At 65.5% G+C, this 14,506-nt stretch carries 13 protein-coding genes; 5 read left to right on the plus strand and 8 right to left on the minus strand.

Annotated features, from left to right (window positions below; all coding sequences use genetic code 11):
- Nucleotide 1: 1 nt before the first annotated feature.
- From XH85_RS35885 to ggt, 3 genes are all read right to left on the minus strand, one after another.
- A complete protein-coding gene (locus tag XH85_RS35885; protein ID WP_128935669.1) occupies nt 2-1,018 on the minus strand; it encodes an FAD binding domain-containing protein in 1,017 nt (338 codons plus the stop codon).
- A gap of 4 nt (nt 1,019-1,022) precedes the next feature.
- Nucleotides 1,023-1,637: a (2Fe-2S)-binding protein gene (locus tag XH85_RS35890; protein ID WP_128935670.1), complete on the minus strand. Its 615-nt coding sequence runs from the start codon at nt 1,635-1,637 to the stop codon at nt 1,023-1,025.
- Between the two features lie 164 nt (nt 1,638-1,801).
- On the minus strand, nt 1,802-3,388 hold the full coding sequence (gene ggt, locus XH85_RS35895; protein ID WP_164939182.1) for a gamma-glutamyltransferase: 1,587 nt from the start codon (nt 3,386-3,388) through the stop codon (nt 1,802-1,804).
- 198 nt (nt 3,389-3,586) lie between these two features.
- Here ggt and trhO point away from each other — a divergent pair, with 198 nt between their 5' ends.
- On the plus strand, nt 3,587-4,384 hold the full coding sequence (trhO, locus tag XH85_RS35900; protein WP_128935672.1) for an oxygen-dependent tRNA uridine(34) hydroxylase TrhO: 798 nt from the start codon (nt 3,587-3,589) through the stop codon (nt 4,382-4,384).
- Nucleotides 4,385-4,391: 7 nt separating this feature from the next.
- The gene (locus XH85_RS35905) at nt 4,392-4,592 is read left to right on the plus strand and encodes a SlyX family protein (RefSeq protein ID WP_206734280.1); all 201 of its coding nucleotides are present in this window, start codon (nt 4,392-4,394) and stop codon (nt 4,590-4,592) included.
- Nucleotides 4,593-4,602: 10 nt separating this feature from the next.
- Here XH85_RS35905 and XH85_RS35910 read toward each other — a convergent pair whose 3' ends face one another.
- Together XH85_RS35910 and XH85_RS35915 are read right to left on the minus strand one after the other, a co-directional pair.
- Nucleotides 4,603-6,507, minus strand: coding sequence for a diguanylate cyclase domain-containing protein (locus XH85_RS35910; RefSeq protein WP_128935674.1), 1,905 nt, complete (start codon nt 6,505-6,507; stop codon nt 4,603-4,605).
- Between the two features lie 160 nt (nt 6,508-6,667).
- Nucleotides 6,668-6,883, minus strand: a complete 216-nt coding sequence (locus XH85_RS35915) for a hypothetical protein (RefSeq protein ID WP_091898984.1) — start codon at nt 6,881-6,883, stop codon at nt 6,668-6,670.
- A gap of 109 nt (nt 6,884-6,992) precedes the next feature.
- Between XH85_RS35915 and hemE the strand changes: the two genes are divergently transcribed.
- Nucleotides 6,993-8,027, plus strand: coding sequence for a uroporphyrinogen decarboxylase (hemE, locus tag XH85_RS35920; RefSeq protein WP_128935675.1), 1,035 nt, complete (start codon nt 6,993-6,995; stop codon nt 8,025-8,027).
- A 171-nt stretch (nt 8,028-8,198) separates the two neighbouring features.
- Here the strand turns inward: hemE and hemC are convergent, their stop codons facing one another.
- The 3 genes from hemC to XH85_RS35935 all read right to left on the minus strand — a co-directional run bounded on the left by hemC (nt 8,199) and on the right by XH85_RS35935 (nt 11,531).
- Nucleotides 8,199-9,179 (minus strand): hydroxymethylbilane synthase, encoded by a 981-nt coding sequence (gene hemC / locus XH85_RS35925; RefSeq protein WP_128935676.1) that lies wholly within the window; start codon nt 9,177-9,179, stop codon nt 8,199-8,201.
- Between the two features lie 81 nt (nt 9,180-9,260).
- Nucleotides 9,261-10,886 (minus strand): GMC family oxidoreductase, encoded by a 1,626-nt coding sequence (locus tag XH85_RS35930; protein ID WP_128935677.1) that lies wholly within the window; start codon nt 10,884-10,886, stop codon nt 9,261-9,263.
- A 54-nt stretch (nt 10,887-10,940) separates the two neighbouring features.
- A complete protein-coding gene (locus tag XH85_RS35935) occupies nt 10,941-11,531 on the minus strand; it encodes a TetR/AcrR family transcriptional regulator (protein WP_128935678.1) in 591 nt (196 codons plus the stop codon).
- Between the two features lie 100 nt (nt 11,532-11,631).
- On the opposite strand from XH85_RS35935, the gene XH85_RS35940 reads away from it, so the two are divergent.
- A complete protein-coding gene (locus XH85_RS35940) occupies nt 11,632-11,997 on the plus strand; it encodes a nuclear transport factor 2 family protein (RefSeq protein ID WP_128935679.1) in 366 nt (121 codons plus the stop codon).
- A 389-nt stretch (nt 11,998-12,386) separates the two neighbouring features.
- The gene (locus tag XH85_RS35945) at nt 12,387-14,348 is read left to right on the plus strand and encodes a putative bifunctional diguanylate cyclase/phosphodiesterase (protein ID WP_128935680.1); all 1,962 of its coding nucleotides are present in this window, start codon (nt 12,387-12,389) and stop codon (nt 14,346-14,348) included.
- Nucleotides 14,349-14,506 lie beyond the last annotated feature (158 nt).

Here is a 14,506-nt window from a genome sequence, read left to right on the forward strand (position 1 = left end):
ATCAGATCTCCATCGTTACGGCCTGCTGGAGCGCGCGTGCCACCACGCGCTTGCCGAGCGCGATCTTGAAGCTGTTGTGCCGCCGCCCCCTGGCATCTGCGAAAGCGGCATCGGCGACGCGCTGCGCAAGGGCTTCGTCGAACTTTTGCCCCTTGAGCAGCGCCTCCGCTTCGCGCGCCCGCCAGGGCACAGTGGCGACACCGCCGAGCGCGACGCGCGCGTCCCTGATCGTGCCGTCCTGCACGTCGAGCGCGACCGCAGCCGAGGACAGCGCGAACTCGTAGGATTGCCGGTCGCGCGCCTTGAGATACACCGAGCGCGGCCAGCGTCCTGGCACCGCGAAGGCCGAGATCAGCTCACCGGGCTGAAGCGTGGTTTCGATGTCGGGCGTACTGCCCGGCGTCTTGTGAAGCTGGGCAAACGGCATGCTGCGCGTGCCGGCCTTGCCCGTGATCTCGACAATGGCATCGAGAGCGATCAGCGCCTGGGCGAAATCGCCTGGATAGGTCGCGATGCACTGGTCGGAGACGCCGAGCACGGCATGCATGCGGTTGACGCCGTCCATCGCGGCGCAACCGGAGCCGGGATGGCGCTTGTTGCAGTTCTCATAGGAAACATCGCGGAAATAGCTGCAACGCGTTCGCTGCATCACGTTGCCGCCGAGCGTCGCCATATTGCGCAGCTGGGCGCTCGCCGCGAGCTTCAGCGAATTGGCAATCACCGGATAGTTGCGCTGGATGCCGTCATGCGCGGCGACGTCGGACATCTTCGCGAGCGCGCCGAGCCGCAGGCCGTCATCCTTCGGCTCGATCGCCGACCAGTCGCGCGCGAGCGGATTGATATCGACGATCGCGGCCGGCCGCATCACATCCAGCTTCATCAGATCGATCAGCGTGGTGCCGCCGGCGAGCGGCTGCGCAGGGGCCTGTGTCAGCGGATTGTTCGCGGCCGCGGCGGCGCTGAGCGCCTGCACGGCCATGTCAGGGTCTGTTGCCCTCTGATACGAAAACGGTCGCATGCGCCTAGCCTTTCATGATCTCGGGCGCGGCCTGCTTCACGGCGGCGACGATGTTGGGATAGGCGGCACAGCGGCAGATATTGCCGCTCATATATTCGCGGATGTCCGCCTCGTTGCTTGCATGCCCCTCCTTGACGCAGGCGACGGCAGACATGATCTGGCCGGGCGTGCAATAGCCGCACTGGAACGCGTCGTTGTCGATGAAGGCCTGCTGCATCGGATGCAGGCGGTCGTCGGTGGCGAGGCCTTCGATCGTCGTGATCTCCTGGCCTTCGGCCGCAAGTGCGAGCGTCAGACACGACACCACGCGCCGGTCGCCGATCAGCACCGTGCAGGCGCCGCACTGGCCGTGATCGCATCCCTTCTTGCTGCCGGTGAGCTTGAGCTGTTCGCGCAGCGCGTCGAGCACAGTGGTTCGCGCATCGATGCTCAGGCGCTTGTCCTTGCCGTTCACGTGGAGGGTGACCTCGACAGGAAGCGCCGGATCTTGTGCGACCGGCGCATTCGCGTCCTGCGTGGCGGCACGCGCCGTCATCGGTACGAGCGCGCTCCCAGCGACGCCGGCCATGAAGGCGCGCCGATCGAATGCGGATGCTCTGGAACTTGATTTATCGGACATGGACGGCCTCCGCTGCTTCAAACCAAGCAGCGCACGCCTGCACCGCTCATCGCCCCTTAACCTGAAGCAATGAGCTCCGTTCCGAACGAGAAAGGGCGACGCAGCAAATGCCGCGCCGCCCTTCGTCAACTTTTCCTGATCTGTGCGGGGAACCGCGCGGGCGCTCAATAGCCCAGCGCGCAACCGTCCTTGCGCGGATCGGAACCGCCGGTGAGTGTGCCCTTGTCCCAGTCGATCCAGATCGCCTGGGCACCGCCGAGCGGACCGACCACACTGGTGGTCTTGTGGCCGAGCTTCTTCAGGCCCTCGACGATCGCGGCGGGCACGCTGTCCTCGAGCTGATACTGGCCCTCGTAATGCAGGCCGCGCGGCATATCGATCGCCTCTTGCACGTCGCAGCCATAGTCGAGGATGTTGGTCAGCACATGCGTCTGGCCGGTCGGTTGATACTGTCCGCCCATCACGGCGAACGGCATCACGGAACGGCCACCCTTGGTGAGCAGGCTCGGCATGATCGTATGCAGCGGGCGCTTGCCGCCTGCGATGCAGTTGGGATGGCCCGGCTGGATGCGGAATCCGCCGGCTCGGTTCTGGAACAGGACACCGGTCTTGTTGGAGACGATCGCCGAACCGAAGGAATGGGCGATCGAGTTGATGAACGAGCAGACGTTGCGGTCCTTGTCCACCACCGTGATGTAGATGGTCGACGGATTCATCGGCGGCGCGACATTCGGCAGCTCGAGCATGCCGTCCATCCGGATCTTGCTGATGTACTCGTCGGCAAAGCCCTTGGCGAGCATCTCGGCGACGTTGATCTTCATATGATCGGGGGCAGCGACATGCATCTCGCGATTCATGTAGGCGATGCGCGCAGCCTCCGCCTCGAGGTGGAAGCGCTCGACGCTGAGCGGTGCGAACTTGGTCAGATCGAACCGCGACAGGATGTTCAGCATCAGCAGCATGGTCACGCCGGGTCCGTTCGGCGGGCACTGCCAGACGTCATAGCCCTTGTACATGGTGCCGATCGGCGTGGTCACTTCCGTCGTATGCGCAGCGAAATCATCGAGCGTGTGGAGGCCGCCGATCCCGCGCAGGGTCTCGACCATGTCCTCCGCGATCGGGCCCTTGTAGAAGGCGTCGCGGCCATCCTTGGCGATCGCGCGCAGGGTCTTGCCGAGCTCTGCCTGGCGGATGACGTCGCCGGCCACCGGCGGCTTGCCGCCCGGCAGCAGGTAACGCACGGTGTTGGTACCACCCTTCAGCTTCTCGAACTGGTTCTTCCAGTCGAAGGCGATGCGCGGCGCGACGACGTAGCCCTCTTCCGCCGCCTTGATCGCGGGCTGCAGCAGCCGGTCGAAGCCGAACTTGCCGTGATCGCGCAGCACGGTGGCAAAGGCATCGACCACGCCGGGGATCGACACCGCATGCGCCGAGGTCAGCGGGATGGAATTGATCTTGCGCTCGAGATACCAGTCGGCGTTCGCCGCCTTCGGCGCGCGGCCGGAGCCATTATAGGCGATGATCTTGCCCTCGCCCCGCGGCTGGATCAGTGCGAAGCAGTCGCCGCCGATGCCGGTCGATTGCGGCTCGATCACACCGAGCACGGCCGAGCCGGCGACCGCTGCGTCCACCGCCGTGCCGCCCTCGCGCAGCACCTCGATCGCGGCGAGCGAAGCCTGCGGATGCGAGGTCGCCACCATCGCATTGGTGGCGTGGACCGTGGACCTGCCGGGGAAATGGAAGTTTCTCATGCGAATTCTTGCTTTCTTGGACATCCGGCGCGACGGCGCGCCATCTCGGAAAAACCCGGCCTACATGACATATTCCGGCCGGCCGGAGCAATGCTGGCATACCAATGAAATGGCTGCCATCCGCTGGGCGTATGGACCGTTCGCGGCTTTCAGCCATGCGGGTTTTCCGAGCGCCGGCGGCCTGCTAAACGAGCCGCCATGTCTGACAACAATTCGGTCACCAAGGTCGCCGCCTTCTACCAATTCGCCGCCCTCCCGGATTACCGCGAGCTGCGCGAACCGTTGCGTGCGTTCTGCGCTCGCCTGGCGCTGAAGGGGAGCGTGCTGCTGGCCCAGGAGGGCATCAACGGCACTGTCGCGGGCACCCCGGAGGCGATCGGCGCCTTCGCTCACGAGCTCGCGCACGGCGACATGTTCGGCGGCCGGCTCGACAATCTCGAACTCAAATTCTCGACCGCCGCGGCGATGCCGTTCGGCCGGCTCAAGGTGCGGCTGAAGAAGGAGATCGTCACGCTCGGCGATGCGGCCGCCGATCCGACAAAGCAGGTCGGCACCTATGTCGACGCCGCCGAATGGAATGCGCTGATCGCGGCACCCGATACGCTGCTGCTCGACACCCGCAATGCCTTCGAGGTGGCGATGGGCACGTTCGAGGGCGCGGTCGATCCCGGCATCAAGAGTTTTGGCCAGTTCAAGGATTTTGCCGCCGCGCAGCTCGATCCGGCAAAGCACCGCAGGATCGCGATGTTCTGCACCGGCGGCATCCGCTGCGAGAAGGCCAGCGCGCATCTGCTCGCGCGCGGCTTTGCCGAGGTCTATCACCTCAAGGGCGGCATCCTCAAATATCTGGAACAGGTGCCGGAGACGCAGAGCCGCTGGCGCGGCGAATGCTTCGTGTTCGACGAGCGCGTCGCGCTCGGGCATGGATTGCGCGAACTTGGCTTGCGAGAACTTGGCCTGCGCGAACCGGACAAGGGGCACTGCCGTGACGAATGAGATCAAGATGCTGAGCGAGCGAATCGACACGCTGGAGATGCGCCTTGCCTATCAGGACGACACGATCGAGACGCTGAACCAGACCATCACGGCGCAGTGGAAGCAGATCGATGCGCTGACGCGGCAGATCGCACAGCTGAGCGAACGGCTCCAGGAGGCCGAGGCGAATGCGCCGGGCCCTGCCAACGAGCGCCCGCCGCATTATTGAAAAAGATGAGCTACTGGCCGGACGCCTTGGGCATCAGGCTGGCCACTTCGCCCGACATCATCAACCGGTTGCGCCCGGCTTCCTTCGCGGCGTAGAGCGCCTGATCGGCCGCCTCGACGAGCGAGGCCACGCCCGCTGTGCGCTCCAGCACCGGCCGGCACGCCGCGCCTCCGAGCGAAGCGGTGACGCAACCGGTCGCACGGTTGGTGGTGTGGACGAGGCCCGCCTCGCGGATCGCCCGCCTGATCCGGTTGCCGATCCGGGCGCAGCCTTCGGCATTGGTGTCCGGCAGCAGCATGGCGAACTCCTCGCCGCCATAGCGCGCCGCCAGATCGCCGGGACGCTGCATCTCGGTCGCGATGATCTGCGCCACCACGCGGAGGCAGGCGTCGCCCGCGGGATGGCCGTATTCGTCGTTGTAGGCCTTGAAGTGGTCGACGTCGATCATCAGCAAGGCGAGGCTGGAGCGGTCGCGATAGGCACGCGCCCACTCCTCCTTCAGCCGTTCGTCGAAGCGGCGGCGGTTGGCAAGGCCCGTGAGGCTGTCCTCGATCGCGAGGGTCTCGAGCCTGGTCTCCAGCTTCTTGTGTTCGGATATGTCGCGCGAGATCGCCACCACGCCGTCGACGCGGCCATTGTCCTTGCGCGTCACCCGCATGGTCGATTCGAGCCAGACTTCTCCGTTCTCCCGGTGCGCGTTGCGATAGACGAGGCGCGCCTCCTCCGTCTCGCCACGCTTCATGGCGTCGACGATCGCCTGGACCTGCGGCAGATCCTCCGGATTGATGCCCGCGAGCGCAGGCGTGCCGATCAGTTGATTGGCGCGCCAGCCGACGAGGCGCTCCGACGCAGGCGAGACATAGCGCAGCCGCTCGTCGAGCCCGATGCGGGTCACCATGTCGCTGGAGCCTTCCGCGAGCAGGCGGAAGTGAGCCTCCTTCTCGATCAGGGCCGCGGCCATGCGCTGGCCCCGCTGCAACTGCCGCACCAGCATGGCACCGATGATCGCGATCAGCATCACCAGGGCGATCACGTAGAGCATGCGGGAGATTGCGGCCGCGCGCCAGGGCGCCAGCAACTCGTCCTTGTCGACGGTGGCGAGCAGGACCAGCGGGTAGCGGCTGCTGCGCTTGAAGAAGCTGACGCGCTGGGCGCCGTCGAGCGGCGACTTGAAATGATAGGCGCCGCCCGGCCGCTGCAGGCTAGCGTCGCGGAACAGCGGCTTGTCGGCAACACTGTGTCCGACGAACTTTTCGTTGTTCGGGTTGCGCGCGACGATCAGGCCGTCGCCGTGCGTCAGCGCCACCGAGCTGTTGCGGCCAATCTCGAACTGCTCGTAGAAATGGGAGAGATATTTCGAGCTGATGGTCGCGAGCACCACGCCGCCGAAGCTGCCGTCGGCCTTGTTGAAGCGGCGCGACAGGGTGACGACCCATTCGCCGTCCAGGAGGCTCTTCACGGGACGGCCGACATGGGGCTCACGTTTCGGAGAGAGCTGGTGATGACGGAAGAACGCGTCGTCGCTGAAGGTCGAGCCGATCGTGCCGGGCAAGGTCAGCCAATTGCCCTGATCGTCGATGATGCCGAGGCTGTGAATGCGCTCGATGGCCTTCTTTCGCGCTTCCAGCAGGGTACGCAGCTTCGCGATCGTGGCAGGGCCGGCGCCGTCCATCTCCAGCCGGCTGACGACGCCGACGACGCCGGAATCCAGGAGATCGAGGCTGTCCTCTGCATGCTGTGTCAGCGAGCGGGCTACGTTGGCCATCTCGGTCTCGGCACTCTTGAGCACGGCATCGCGCGCGGCCCATTCGCGCCAGGCGCTGACCCCAAGGATGGTCGCGCAGGTGAGCACGACGAACGCGGCCGCGCGCAGCGGCAGACGGCTCCATCCGGCTCTTTGGGTCGCAGCACTCATGCGGCAGAATTCTCCGATCGTTCGGAAACTCTGCCGCTTCTGTTATTGAACTCTGAAATTACCGCAGCAATGCGCGGCGATCCCGTAGTCGTACGGACGCAAGCGTCAGCGCATTGCTAACAGAACATTAGCGTGCTTATCGGAATCCGGCTCCCGCCGGCTAGCTGAAGATGGCCTTAACTTTGTTCCAGAGCGAGGGATGCTCGGCATCCGCATCCGCCTTCGAGGGTGTCGGTTGCGCGGCGCTCACGGGATCGGAGGCCGGGAACGTATCCTTCAGACCGTCATCGAGCTTGGCGTTGCGATCGGCGGCGAGCGCTTCGCGCAGGTCGTCGGCGTGCTTGTCGTGCGGCGCAGGGTTGAATGTCTGAGCCATGAGATCCTCCTCGATTGGCTGGTCAACGCGGCGCATTTGCGCTGGTTCCCCTGTTCCGCTCGGGCCTCCCACGGTGTATCAGGAACCTCAATCTGCATCAGGACAGCTCGTGCCCCAGTCTGCGACAAAGCCCTTCATCGACGTGCTCTCCGGCCAGCGCCAGGCCATCCCGCCCATGTGGATGATGCGGCAGGCCGGCCGCTACCTGCCGGAATATCGCGAGGTGCGCGCCAAGGCCGGCGGCTTCCTCGATCTCTGCTTCACCCCGGAGCTTGCCGCCGAGGTGACGCTGCAGCCGATCCGAAGGTTCGGCTTCAATGCTGCGATCATCTTTTCGGACATTCTGGTGATCCCCTATGCGCTCGGCCGCTCCGTGCGTTTCGAGGTCGGCGAAGGCCCGCGGCTCGAACCGCTGGATGATCCGGCGAAGGTTGCGACGCTGGCCGCGCGCGCCGACTTCTCCAAGCTCGCGCCGGTGTTCGAGGCGCTGCGGATCGTGCGCGGCGCGCTCGCTCCCGAGGTTGCCCTGATCGGCTTCTGCGGCGCGCCGTGGACGGTGGCGACCTACATGGTCGCCGGCCACGGCACGCCCGATCAGGCGCCGGCACGAATGATGGCCTACCGGCATCCGGAGGCCTTTGCGCAAATCATCGATGTGCTGGTCGACAACTCGGTCGAATATCTGCTAGCGCAGCTCGCCGCCGGCGCCGATGCCTTGCAGATCTTCGACACCTGGGCCGGCGTGCTGCCGCCCACCGAGTTCGCGCGCTGGTCGATCGAGCCGACGCGGCGCATCGTCGAAGGCGTGCGCGCGAAGGTGCCGGATGCGAAGATCATCGGCTTCCCGCGCGGTGCCGGCGCGCAGCTACCGGCCTATGTCGAGGCAACCGGCGTCAACGCGGTGAGCATCGACTGGACCGCGGAGCCGGCCTTCATCCGCGAGCGTGTGCAGAGCAAGGTCGCCGTGCAGGGTAATCTCGACCCGCTGGTGTTGATCACTGGGGGTGCCGCGCTCGACCGCGCCGTCGACGACGTGCTGGCGAATTTTGCGCAGGGACGTCTGATCTTCAATCTCGGGCACGGCATCCAGCCGGAAACGCCGATCGCCCATGTCGAGCAGATGATCAGGCGCGTGCGGGGCTGATTTATTTCGCCCCGTAGGGCGCGGCAAAACAAAAAGTGCGAAAACAACCCCATGCACAGTAGACAAGTCATTGAAAAGTCTAGGCCGGCATGACTCACCCCGCGCGTTTGACACGTCGGGCAAAACAGGCGCAGGATGGCACCATCGCCGATTGTGATCTCGCGGGCAGGCTCAGCGCGGCCGGCTGCGCTCGATGATCTCGGCGGCCCCTTTGGCCAACAAATCCAGCCCCACAGCACGACCGAGCTCGCGCGGACGGTTGGCGGGGCCTGAGTGTGAGGCTTCGATGATGGTATTGCCGGAAAGGTCGAGCACGGATGCGGCCAGCGACATCTGATCACCGGCAATGGTCGAGAACCCGGCCACCGGCGAATTGCAGTGGCCGTTGAGCACCCACAGCACTTCGCGCTCGGCATCGGCGCAGGCATGCGCGGCGGGATCGTCGATCGATGAAAGGATTTGCCGCGTCTGCCAGTCCTGCGCCGCGCATTCGACCGCGACGATGCCCTGCCCCGCCGCAGGCAGCATCTCCGCCACGGTGAATTCATAAGCGATGCGGCTGGAAAGACCGACGCGGTCGAGGCCCGACCGCGCCATGATCAGCGCATCGGCCGGTCCCACCGCACCGCCATCCGGCAGGCGCTGCTTCTCGCCATTGTCGAGCTTGCGCACGCGCGTGTCGGCGGCGCCGCGGAAGTGGATCACCTCCACCTCCGGAAACAGGCGCCGCGCATAGGCGGCGCGGCGGACAGCGTTGGTCCCGATCTTGAAACCCTTGCCGCGGGACTGGCGCAGCGCCTCCAGCGTCACGCCGCCGCGCAGCACCAGCGCGTCACTGGGCGGATCGCGCGACAAGGTGGCGCCGATGACAAGGCCGGGCGTATCCTCGTTGCCAGGCATGTCCTTCAGCGAATGCATCGCCGCCTGGAGCTCGCCCGACAGGACGGCGGCGCGGATCTGCGCCACGAAGGCGCCGCCCTTGCCGCCGTGGGGCAGGAGCTTGCTGGTCTGGTCGAGATCGCCGGTGGTGTCGAACTTGACGATCTCGATATCGAGACCGGGCACGGCGGCGGTCAGGCGGCGCGCGATCTCTTCCGTCTGTGCCAGCGCCATCGCGCTCTTGCGGGTGCCGATCTTGAATCGCGTAGCCAAGTCCTGATCCTTTCGAGACGCGTCATCTTGTTTGAGCATGATCTTATCGGAAAACCGGTTCCCACTCTTCCGGATCATGCTCTAACGCGCATCCTCCAATATCATGTCGGAGGCCTTTTCGGCGATCATGATGATCGGCGCGTTGGTGTTCCCCGACACGAGGTCCGGCATGATCGAGCCGTCGACAACGCGAAGGCCGACGAGCCCCCTCACCTTCAGCCGCTGGTCGACCACCGCGAGCGCGTCATTGCCCATACGACAGGTCGAGGTCGGATGGTAGATGGTGCTGCCGCGCTCGCGGCAGAAATCCAGGAGCTCGGCATCCGTGGATACCTTCGTGCCGGGGTCGACCTCGCCAGCGACGAACGGCTTCAGCGCCGGCGCGTTCAGGATCTTGCGCAGGATCTTGAGGCCCTCGACGTTGGTGGTGCGGTCGGTCTCGGTCGACATGTAGTTGATGCGGATCTCCGGCGGCACGGTCGGGTCGGCGCTTTTGATGCGCAAGGTCCCGCGGCTTTCGGGCCGGAGCTGGCACACGGAGGCGGTGAAGCCGGAGAAATCGTGCAGCTTCTCGCCCATCTTGTCGGTCGAGAACGGCAGGAAGTGCACCTGGATGTCGGGCGAAGCCAGCCGCGGGCTGGTCTTGAAGAACGCGCCCGCCGTGCCGGCCGCGATCGTCAGCCAACCCTTCCGGAACAACGCATAGCGCGCGCCGGCCATCGTGCGGCGCAGCGGATGATTGATGGTATCGTTGAGCGTGATCTTCTGCGAGCACCGCATCACGATGCGGACCTGCATGTGGTCCTGGAGGTCATGGCCGACACCGGGAGCATCGAGCACGATGTCTATGCCATGCTTGCGCAAGAGATCGGCGGGACCGACGCCGGAGAGCTGAAGCAGCTGCGGCGAGTTGTAGGCCCCGCTCGACAGCACGATCTCCTTGCGGGCCCGCGCGCGGCGCAAGGCCGCGCCTTGCCGATATTCAACGCCGACGGCGCGGCGCCCTTCGAACAAGACGCGCTGGGCGTGTGCGGAGGTCTCGATCTTGAGATTGCTGCGGGTCTTCGCCGGGCCGAGATAGGCCACCGCCGTCGAGGCGCGCCGGCCGTTGCGCGTCGTGGTCTGGAACAGGCCGACGCCTTCCTGCGTGGCGCCGTTGAAATCGGGGTTGTAGGGCAGACCGGTCTCGACCGCGGCGTCGATGAAGGCTTTCGACAGCGGATCGGTCACGATCATGTTGGAGACCGGCAGCGGCCCGCCGCTGCCGTGATATTGATCGGCGCCGCGGGATTGGTTCTCGGCCTTCTTGAAGTAGGGCAACACGTCGTCATAGCCCCAGCCGGTGTTGCCGAGCTGGCGCCAGCGGTCGTAGTCCTCGTGTTGACCGCGGACATAGAGCAGGCCGTTGATCGAGCTCGAGCCGCCCAGCGTCTTGCCGCGCGGCTGGAACACCTGGCGTCCCTTCAGCTCGGGCTCCGGCTCGGTCTGATACATCCAGTTGACGCTCTTCTCCTTGAACAGCTTGCCGTAGCCGAGCGGCACGTGGATCCAGATGTTGGAATCCTTCGGGCCGGCCTCGAGCAGCAGCACGCTGTGCCTGCCGTTCGCAGAGAGCCTGTTGGCGAGCACGCAGCCGGCCGAGCCGGCACCGACGATGATGTAGTCGAATTCGGGATCGGACGGGGCGAGCGAGGAATTTGCGTTCATGCGCTACTGTTCTTCTTGTTGGTGTTGGCGTTTCCGTTTCGTCACTTAGCACAATCATGCACGCAGGCGCAGCGCCTCGACCAGCGACCTGAACGCACGGGCATATTCCGCACCCGCCCTTGCGATATCGGCGCGCCCGGCGCAGGCGACCGCGGCTTCCGTGACGGCGCCGAGCAGCAGCCGGGCCAGGGGCTCGACCGGCTGGCGCGCGATCAGGCCGGCGTCCATGGCCGCCGCGATCGCGCGCGGCAGCTTGCCGCCAAAGTGCTTGGCGTCGATCTCGCGCCAGCGTTCCCAGCCGAGCACCGCGGGCCCGTCACGCAAGATGATCTGGCCGGTGGGGCCCTTTGCCGTCGCCGCAAAGTAGTGCTGGGTACCGGCGACCATGGCGGCGAGAACGTCCTTCTCGGCGCGCGCGGTGCTGTCGATCTCGACGACGAGGTCGCGCGAGACCTGGTCGAACACGGCTTCGAACACCGCCTCCTTGGTCTTGAAGTGATGATAGACCGCGCCTTTGGCAATGCGGGCGGCCTCGGCGATCTCGTCCATGGTGGTGGCGGCGAATCCTCGGCTCCCGAAGAGGCGGCGTGCCGCCGTCAGGATCGCTTCCATCGTCGCCGCGCGCCGTTCCGCCTGTTTCGCCATGTGTTTCGTCTAATCGAATTCGCAGCAAGCGGCCAGTTGACTTTTCGACCACCGGTCGGTATTTACCGACTATCAGTCGGTTTTAATCGCGAGGTGTTCGATGCCGAGCCGTGACATTGTCGAGGCGTTTGCGCAGCGGCTGGAAGCCGGAGACTTCATCGGTGCCATCGAACAGTTCTGCACGCCTGATGCCGTGACCTACGAGAACAACGCTGCCCCGACGGTCGGCCGCGACAAGCTCGTCGCCAAGGAACGCGGCGTGCTGGCTGCGTCCAAGGACGTCAAGGCCGTGCGTATCGGGCCGAGCCTGATCGAGGGCGACCACGTCGCGACCCGCTGGGTCTTCAGCTTCACCAATGCCGAGGGCGTCACGCGGACACTGGACGAGATCGCGTGGCAGACCTGGCGGGGCGATCAGCTGATCGAGGAACGGTTTTATTACGATCCGAAGCAGCTGGGGCGGTGACCGCGCCTCTCTCTCGCCCTACCACCGCTGTCATCGCCCGGCTTGCTGCCTTCGCTGATGCCTCGGCGTGCCGAGCGCCCGCGTGGGCCTCGGCGTAGCCTTGGCGGAGCCGGGACCGGGCGATCCAGTACGCCGCGGCGGCTGTGATGAATCGAGGGGCCGCGGCGTACTGGATGCCCCGCCTGCGCGGGGCATGACAGCGGAGTTAGCGGCGAACATTCCCCCCGCCATCACGCATTTGTATCGATTTGTTATCGATACCTTCGTTTGAACACGTAGAAGTGCTCATTCCGATCGCGGCAGCTATGGATAATTCATAGTTCGTCAAAGGTTTGCAGCGAATTTTCCGCTTCTAGCCGGACAATCGGCCGATGCTGCTAGGCTCTGGAATGCGGACTCAAACGACCAGCTATTTCGCACGGCTGTTCGCCGGCGATCTGTCGGCCTTTGGCGGTCCCGCAACCGACGAGGCCGTGGCCGGCCATATCCGGGCCGAGCAGATGTCGCTGGTGCTCGGCTATTCGGTCGGCATCATGCTTGCCAATGCCTGCAACGCCATCGTGCTGGCCATCGCGCTGTGGCAGTCGCCGGACAGGATGCCCGCCCTGATCTGGGCGGTCATCGTCGCCGGCGCCGCGATCGGATTCGGCGTGCAATCCCACGCCGCGCGCCGTATCACCAAGCCGCAATTCGTCTCGCGGCGCGCCATGCACCGGCTGGTGCGCAACGCCTTCATCCTTGGCGCGGCCTGGGGCATCGTCCCGGTCGCCTTCTTCGCCGATGCTTCGACCGGCGGCCAGCTCGTCATCACCTGCCTGTGCTCGGGCATGCTAGCGGGCGGCGCGCTGGCGTTCGCCACGATCCCGATCGCGGCCATCGCCTTCACCGCGCCCATCTTCCTCGGCATCGCCATCTGCCTCGGCAGGAACGGCGATCTCGCCTTCCTGCTGATCGCCTTCCTGGTCGTGGTCTACGGCAGCGTGCTGCTGCGCGGTGTGTTCGTCAATTCGTTCGCGTTCGCGCGGCGCGTGATGCGGCAGATCGAGGCGGAGCGCACGGTGCGGCAGGATCCCCTCACCCATTTGCCCAACCGTGTCGCCTTCAACGAAACGCTTGATGCCGCGCTCAAACGACTGGCATTGTCCGGCGAGGAATTCGCGGTGCTGCTGCTCGACCTCGATCGCTTCAAGGAGGTCAACGACCAGTTCGGTCATCCCGCCGGCGACGAATTCCTGGTCCAGGTCGCAAGCCGCCTGCAACGCTGCACGCGCGCGGCCGAGCATGTCGCGCGCATCGGCGGCGACGAATTCGCGCTGGTCATGAACAATCTGGCGCGGCCGGAAGATGCGCTCGAGATCGCCGAGCGCTTCGTTGCTGCTTTCACCGAGCCGTTCCAGATCGAGGGCCGCCAGATCGTCGGCGCGACCAGCGTCGGCATCGTACTGGCGCCGCGCGACGGCACCACGCCGCTTGACGTCATGAAGAATGCCGATGCCGCGCTCTATCGTGCCAAGAAGGCGGGAGCCGGCACGGTCTGCTTTTTCGAGACCAGCGACGACAGGGTATCGCGCGACCGCAAGGCGCTGCAATCGGACCTCGCGGGCGCGATCGCGAGGGACGAGCTGTTCCTGGTGTTCCAGCCGTTCCTCGACCTTGGCGACAACCGCATCACCGGCTTCGAGGCGCTGCTGCGCTGGCAGCATCCGGTGCGCGGACTGGTGCCGCCGAGCGAATTCATACCGATCGCGGAAGAGACCGGACTGATCCACGAGATCGGCGAATGGGTCATCCGCCGCGCCTGCGCGACGGTGGCGCAATGGCCTGAAGAGATTAGGGTCGCCGTGAATTTCTCAGCGGCGCAATTCCACAACACCGGCGTCCTCCAGACCATCGTGCAGGCGCTTGCCGATGCGAAGGTCTCTCCCAGCCGGCTCGAGATCGAGATCACGGAATCGATGCTGCTGTCGAAATACGGCTCGGCCGCATCAGTCCTGAATGCGCTGCTGGAGCTCGGCGTCACCGTGGCGCTCGACGATTTCGGGACTGGCTTCTCCTCGCTCACCTATTTGCGCAAGCTGCCGTTCAGCCGCATCAAGATCGACCAGTCCTTCATCAGCGACGTGCTGGTGCAGCCGGACTGCGCCGCCATCGTGAAGTCGGTGATCTCGCTCGCGCGGGACCTGCGCATCGGCGTCGTCGCCGAAGGCGTCGAGACCGCCGACCAGCTCGAATATCTGCGCCAGATCAGTTGCGGCGAGGTGCAGGGCTATCTGATCAGCCGGCCGGTGGCGGCCGATGCCGTGCTGGCGCTGCTGGACAGCAGGAAGCATCGCGCGATTTACGCGGCGTAGGCCTCGATCGGATTAGGATCGGTGCGGCCACGAAGGAGGTACGCTCCCTCCCCCGCTTGCGGGGGAGGGCTGGGGTGGGGGTGCCTCCGCGTCGGGATTGTCGAGAATTGCGGAGGCGATCCCAGTGCGGTGAGAGCCCTCACCCGCCGCGCTCGGGA

It is taken from the genome of Bradyrhizobium zhanjiangense, from assembly GCF_004114935.1.
Lineage (GTDB): Bacteria > Pseudomonadota > Alphaproteobacteria > Rhizobiales > Xanthobacteraceae > Bradyrhizobium > Bradyrhizobium zhanjiangense.

Coding starts and splice junctions, on each gene's coding strand:
- XH85_RS35915 (WP_091898984.1), bottom strand. CDS start 6,883: ATGGCTCAGACATTCAACCCTGCGCCGCACGACAAGCACGCCGACGAC.
- XH85_RS35885 (WP_128935669.1), bottom strand. CDS start 1,018: ATGCGACCGTTTTCGTATCAGAGGGCAACAGACCCTGACATGGCCGTG.
- XH85_RS35935 (WP_128935678.1), bottom strand. CDS start 11,531: ATGGCGAAACAGGCGGAACGGCGCGCGGCGACGATGGAAGCGATCCTG.
- ggt (WP_164939182.1), bottom strand. CDS start 3,388: ATGAGAAACTTCCATTTCCCCGGCAGGTCCACGGTCCACGCCACCAAT.
- XH85_RS35940 (WP_128935679.1), top strand. CDS start 11,632: ATGCCGAGCCGTGACATTGTCGAGGCGTTTGCGCAGCGGCTGGAAGCC.
- XH85_RS35930 (WP_128935677.1), bottom strand. CDS start 10,886: ATGAACGCAAATTCCTCGCTCGCCCCGTCCGATCCCGAATTCGACTAC.
- XH85_RS35945 (WP_128935680.1), top strand. CDS start 12,387: ATGCGGACTCAAACGACCAGCTATTTCGCACGGCTGTTCGCCGGCGAT.
- XH85_RS35890 (WP_128935670.1), bottom strand. CDS start 1,637: ATGTCCGATAAATCAAGTTCCAGAGCATCCGCATTCGATCGGCGCGCC.
- XH85_RS35905 (WP_206734280.1), top strand. CDS start 4,392: ATGCTGAGCGAGCGAATCGACACGCTGGAGATGCGCCTTGCCTATCAG.
- trhO (WP_128935672.1), top strand. CDS start 3,587: ATGTCTGACAACAATTCGGTCACCAAGGTCGCCGCCTTCTACCAATTC.
- XH85_RS35910 (WP_128935674.1), bottom strand. CDS start 6,507: ATGAGTGCTGCGACCCAAAGAGCCGGATGGAGCCGTCTGCCGCTGCGC.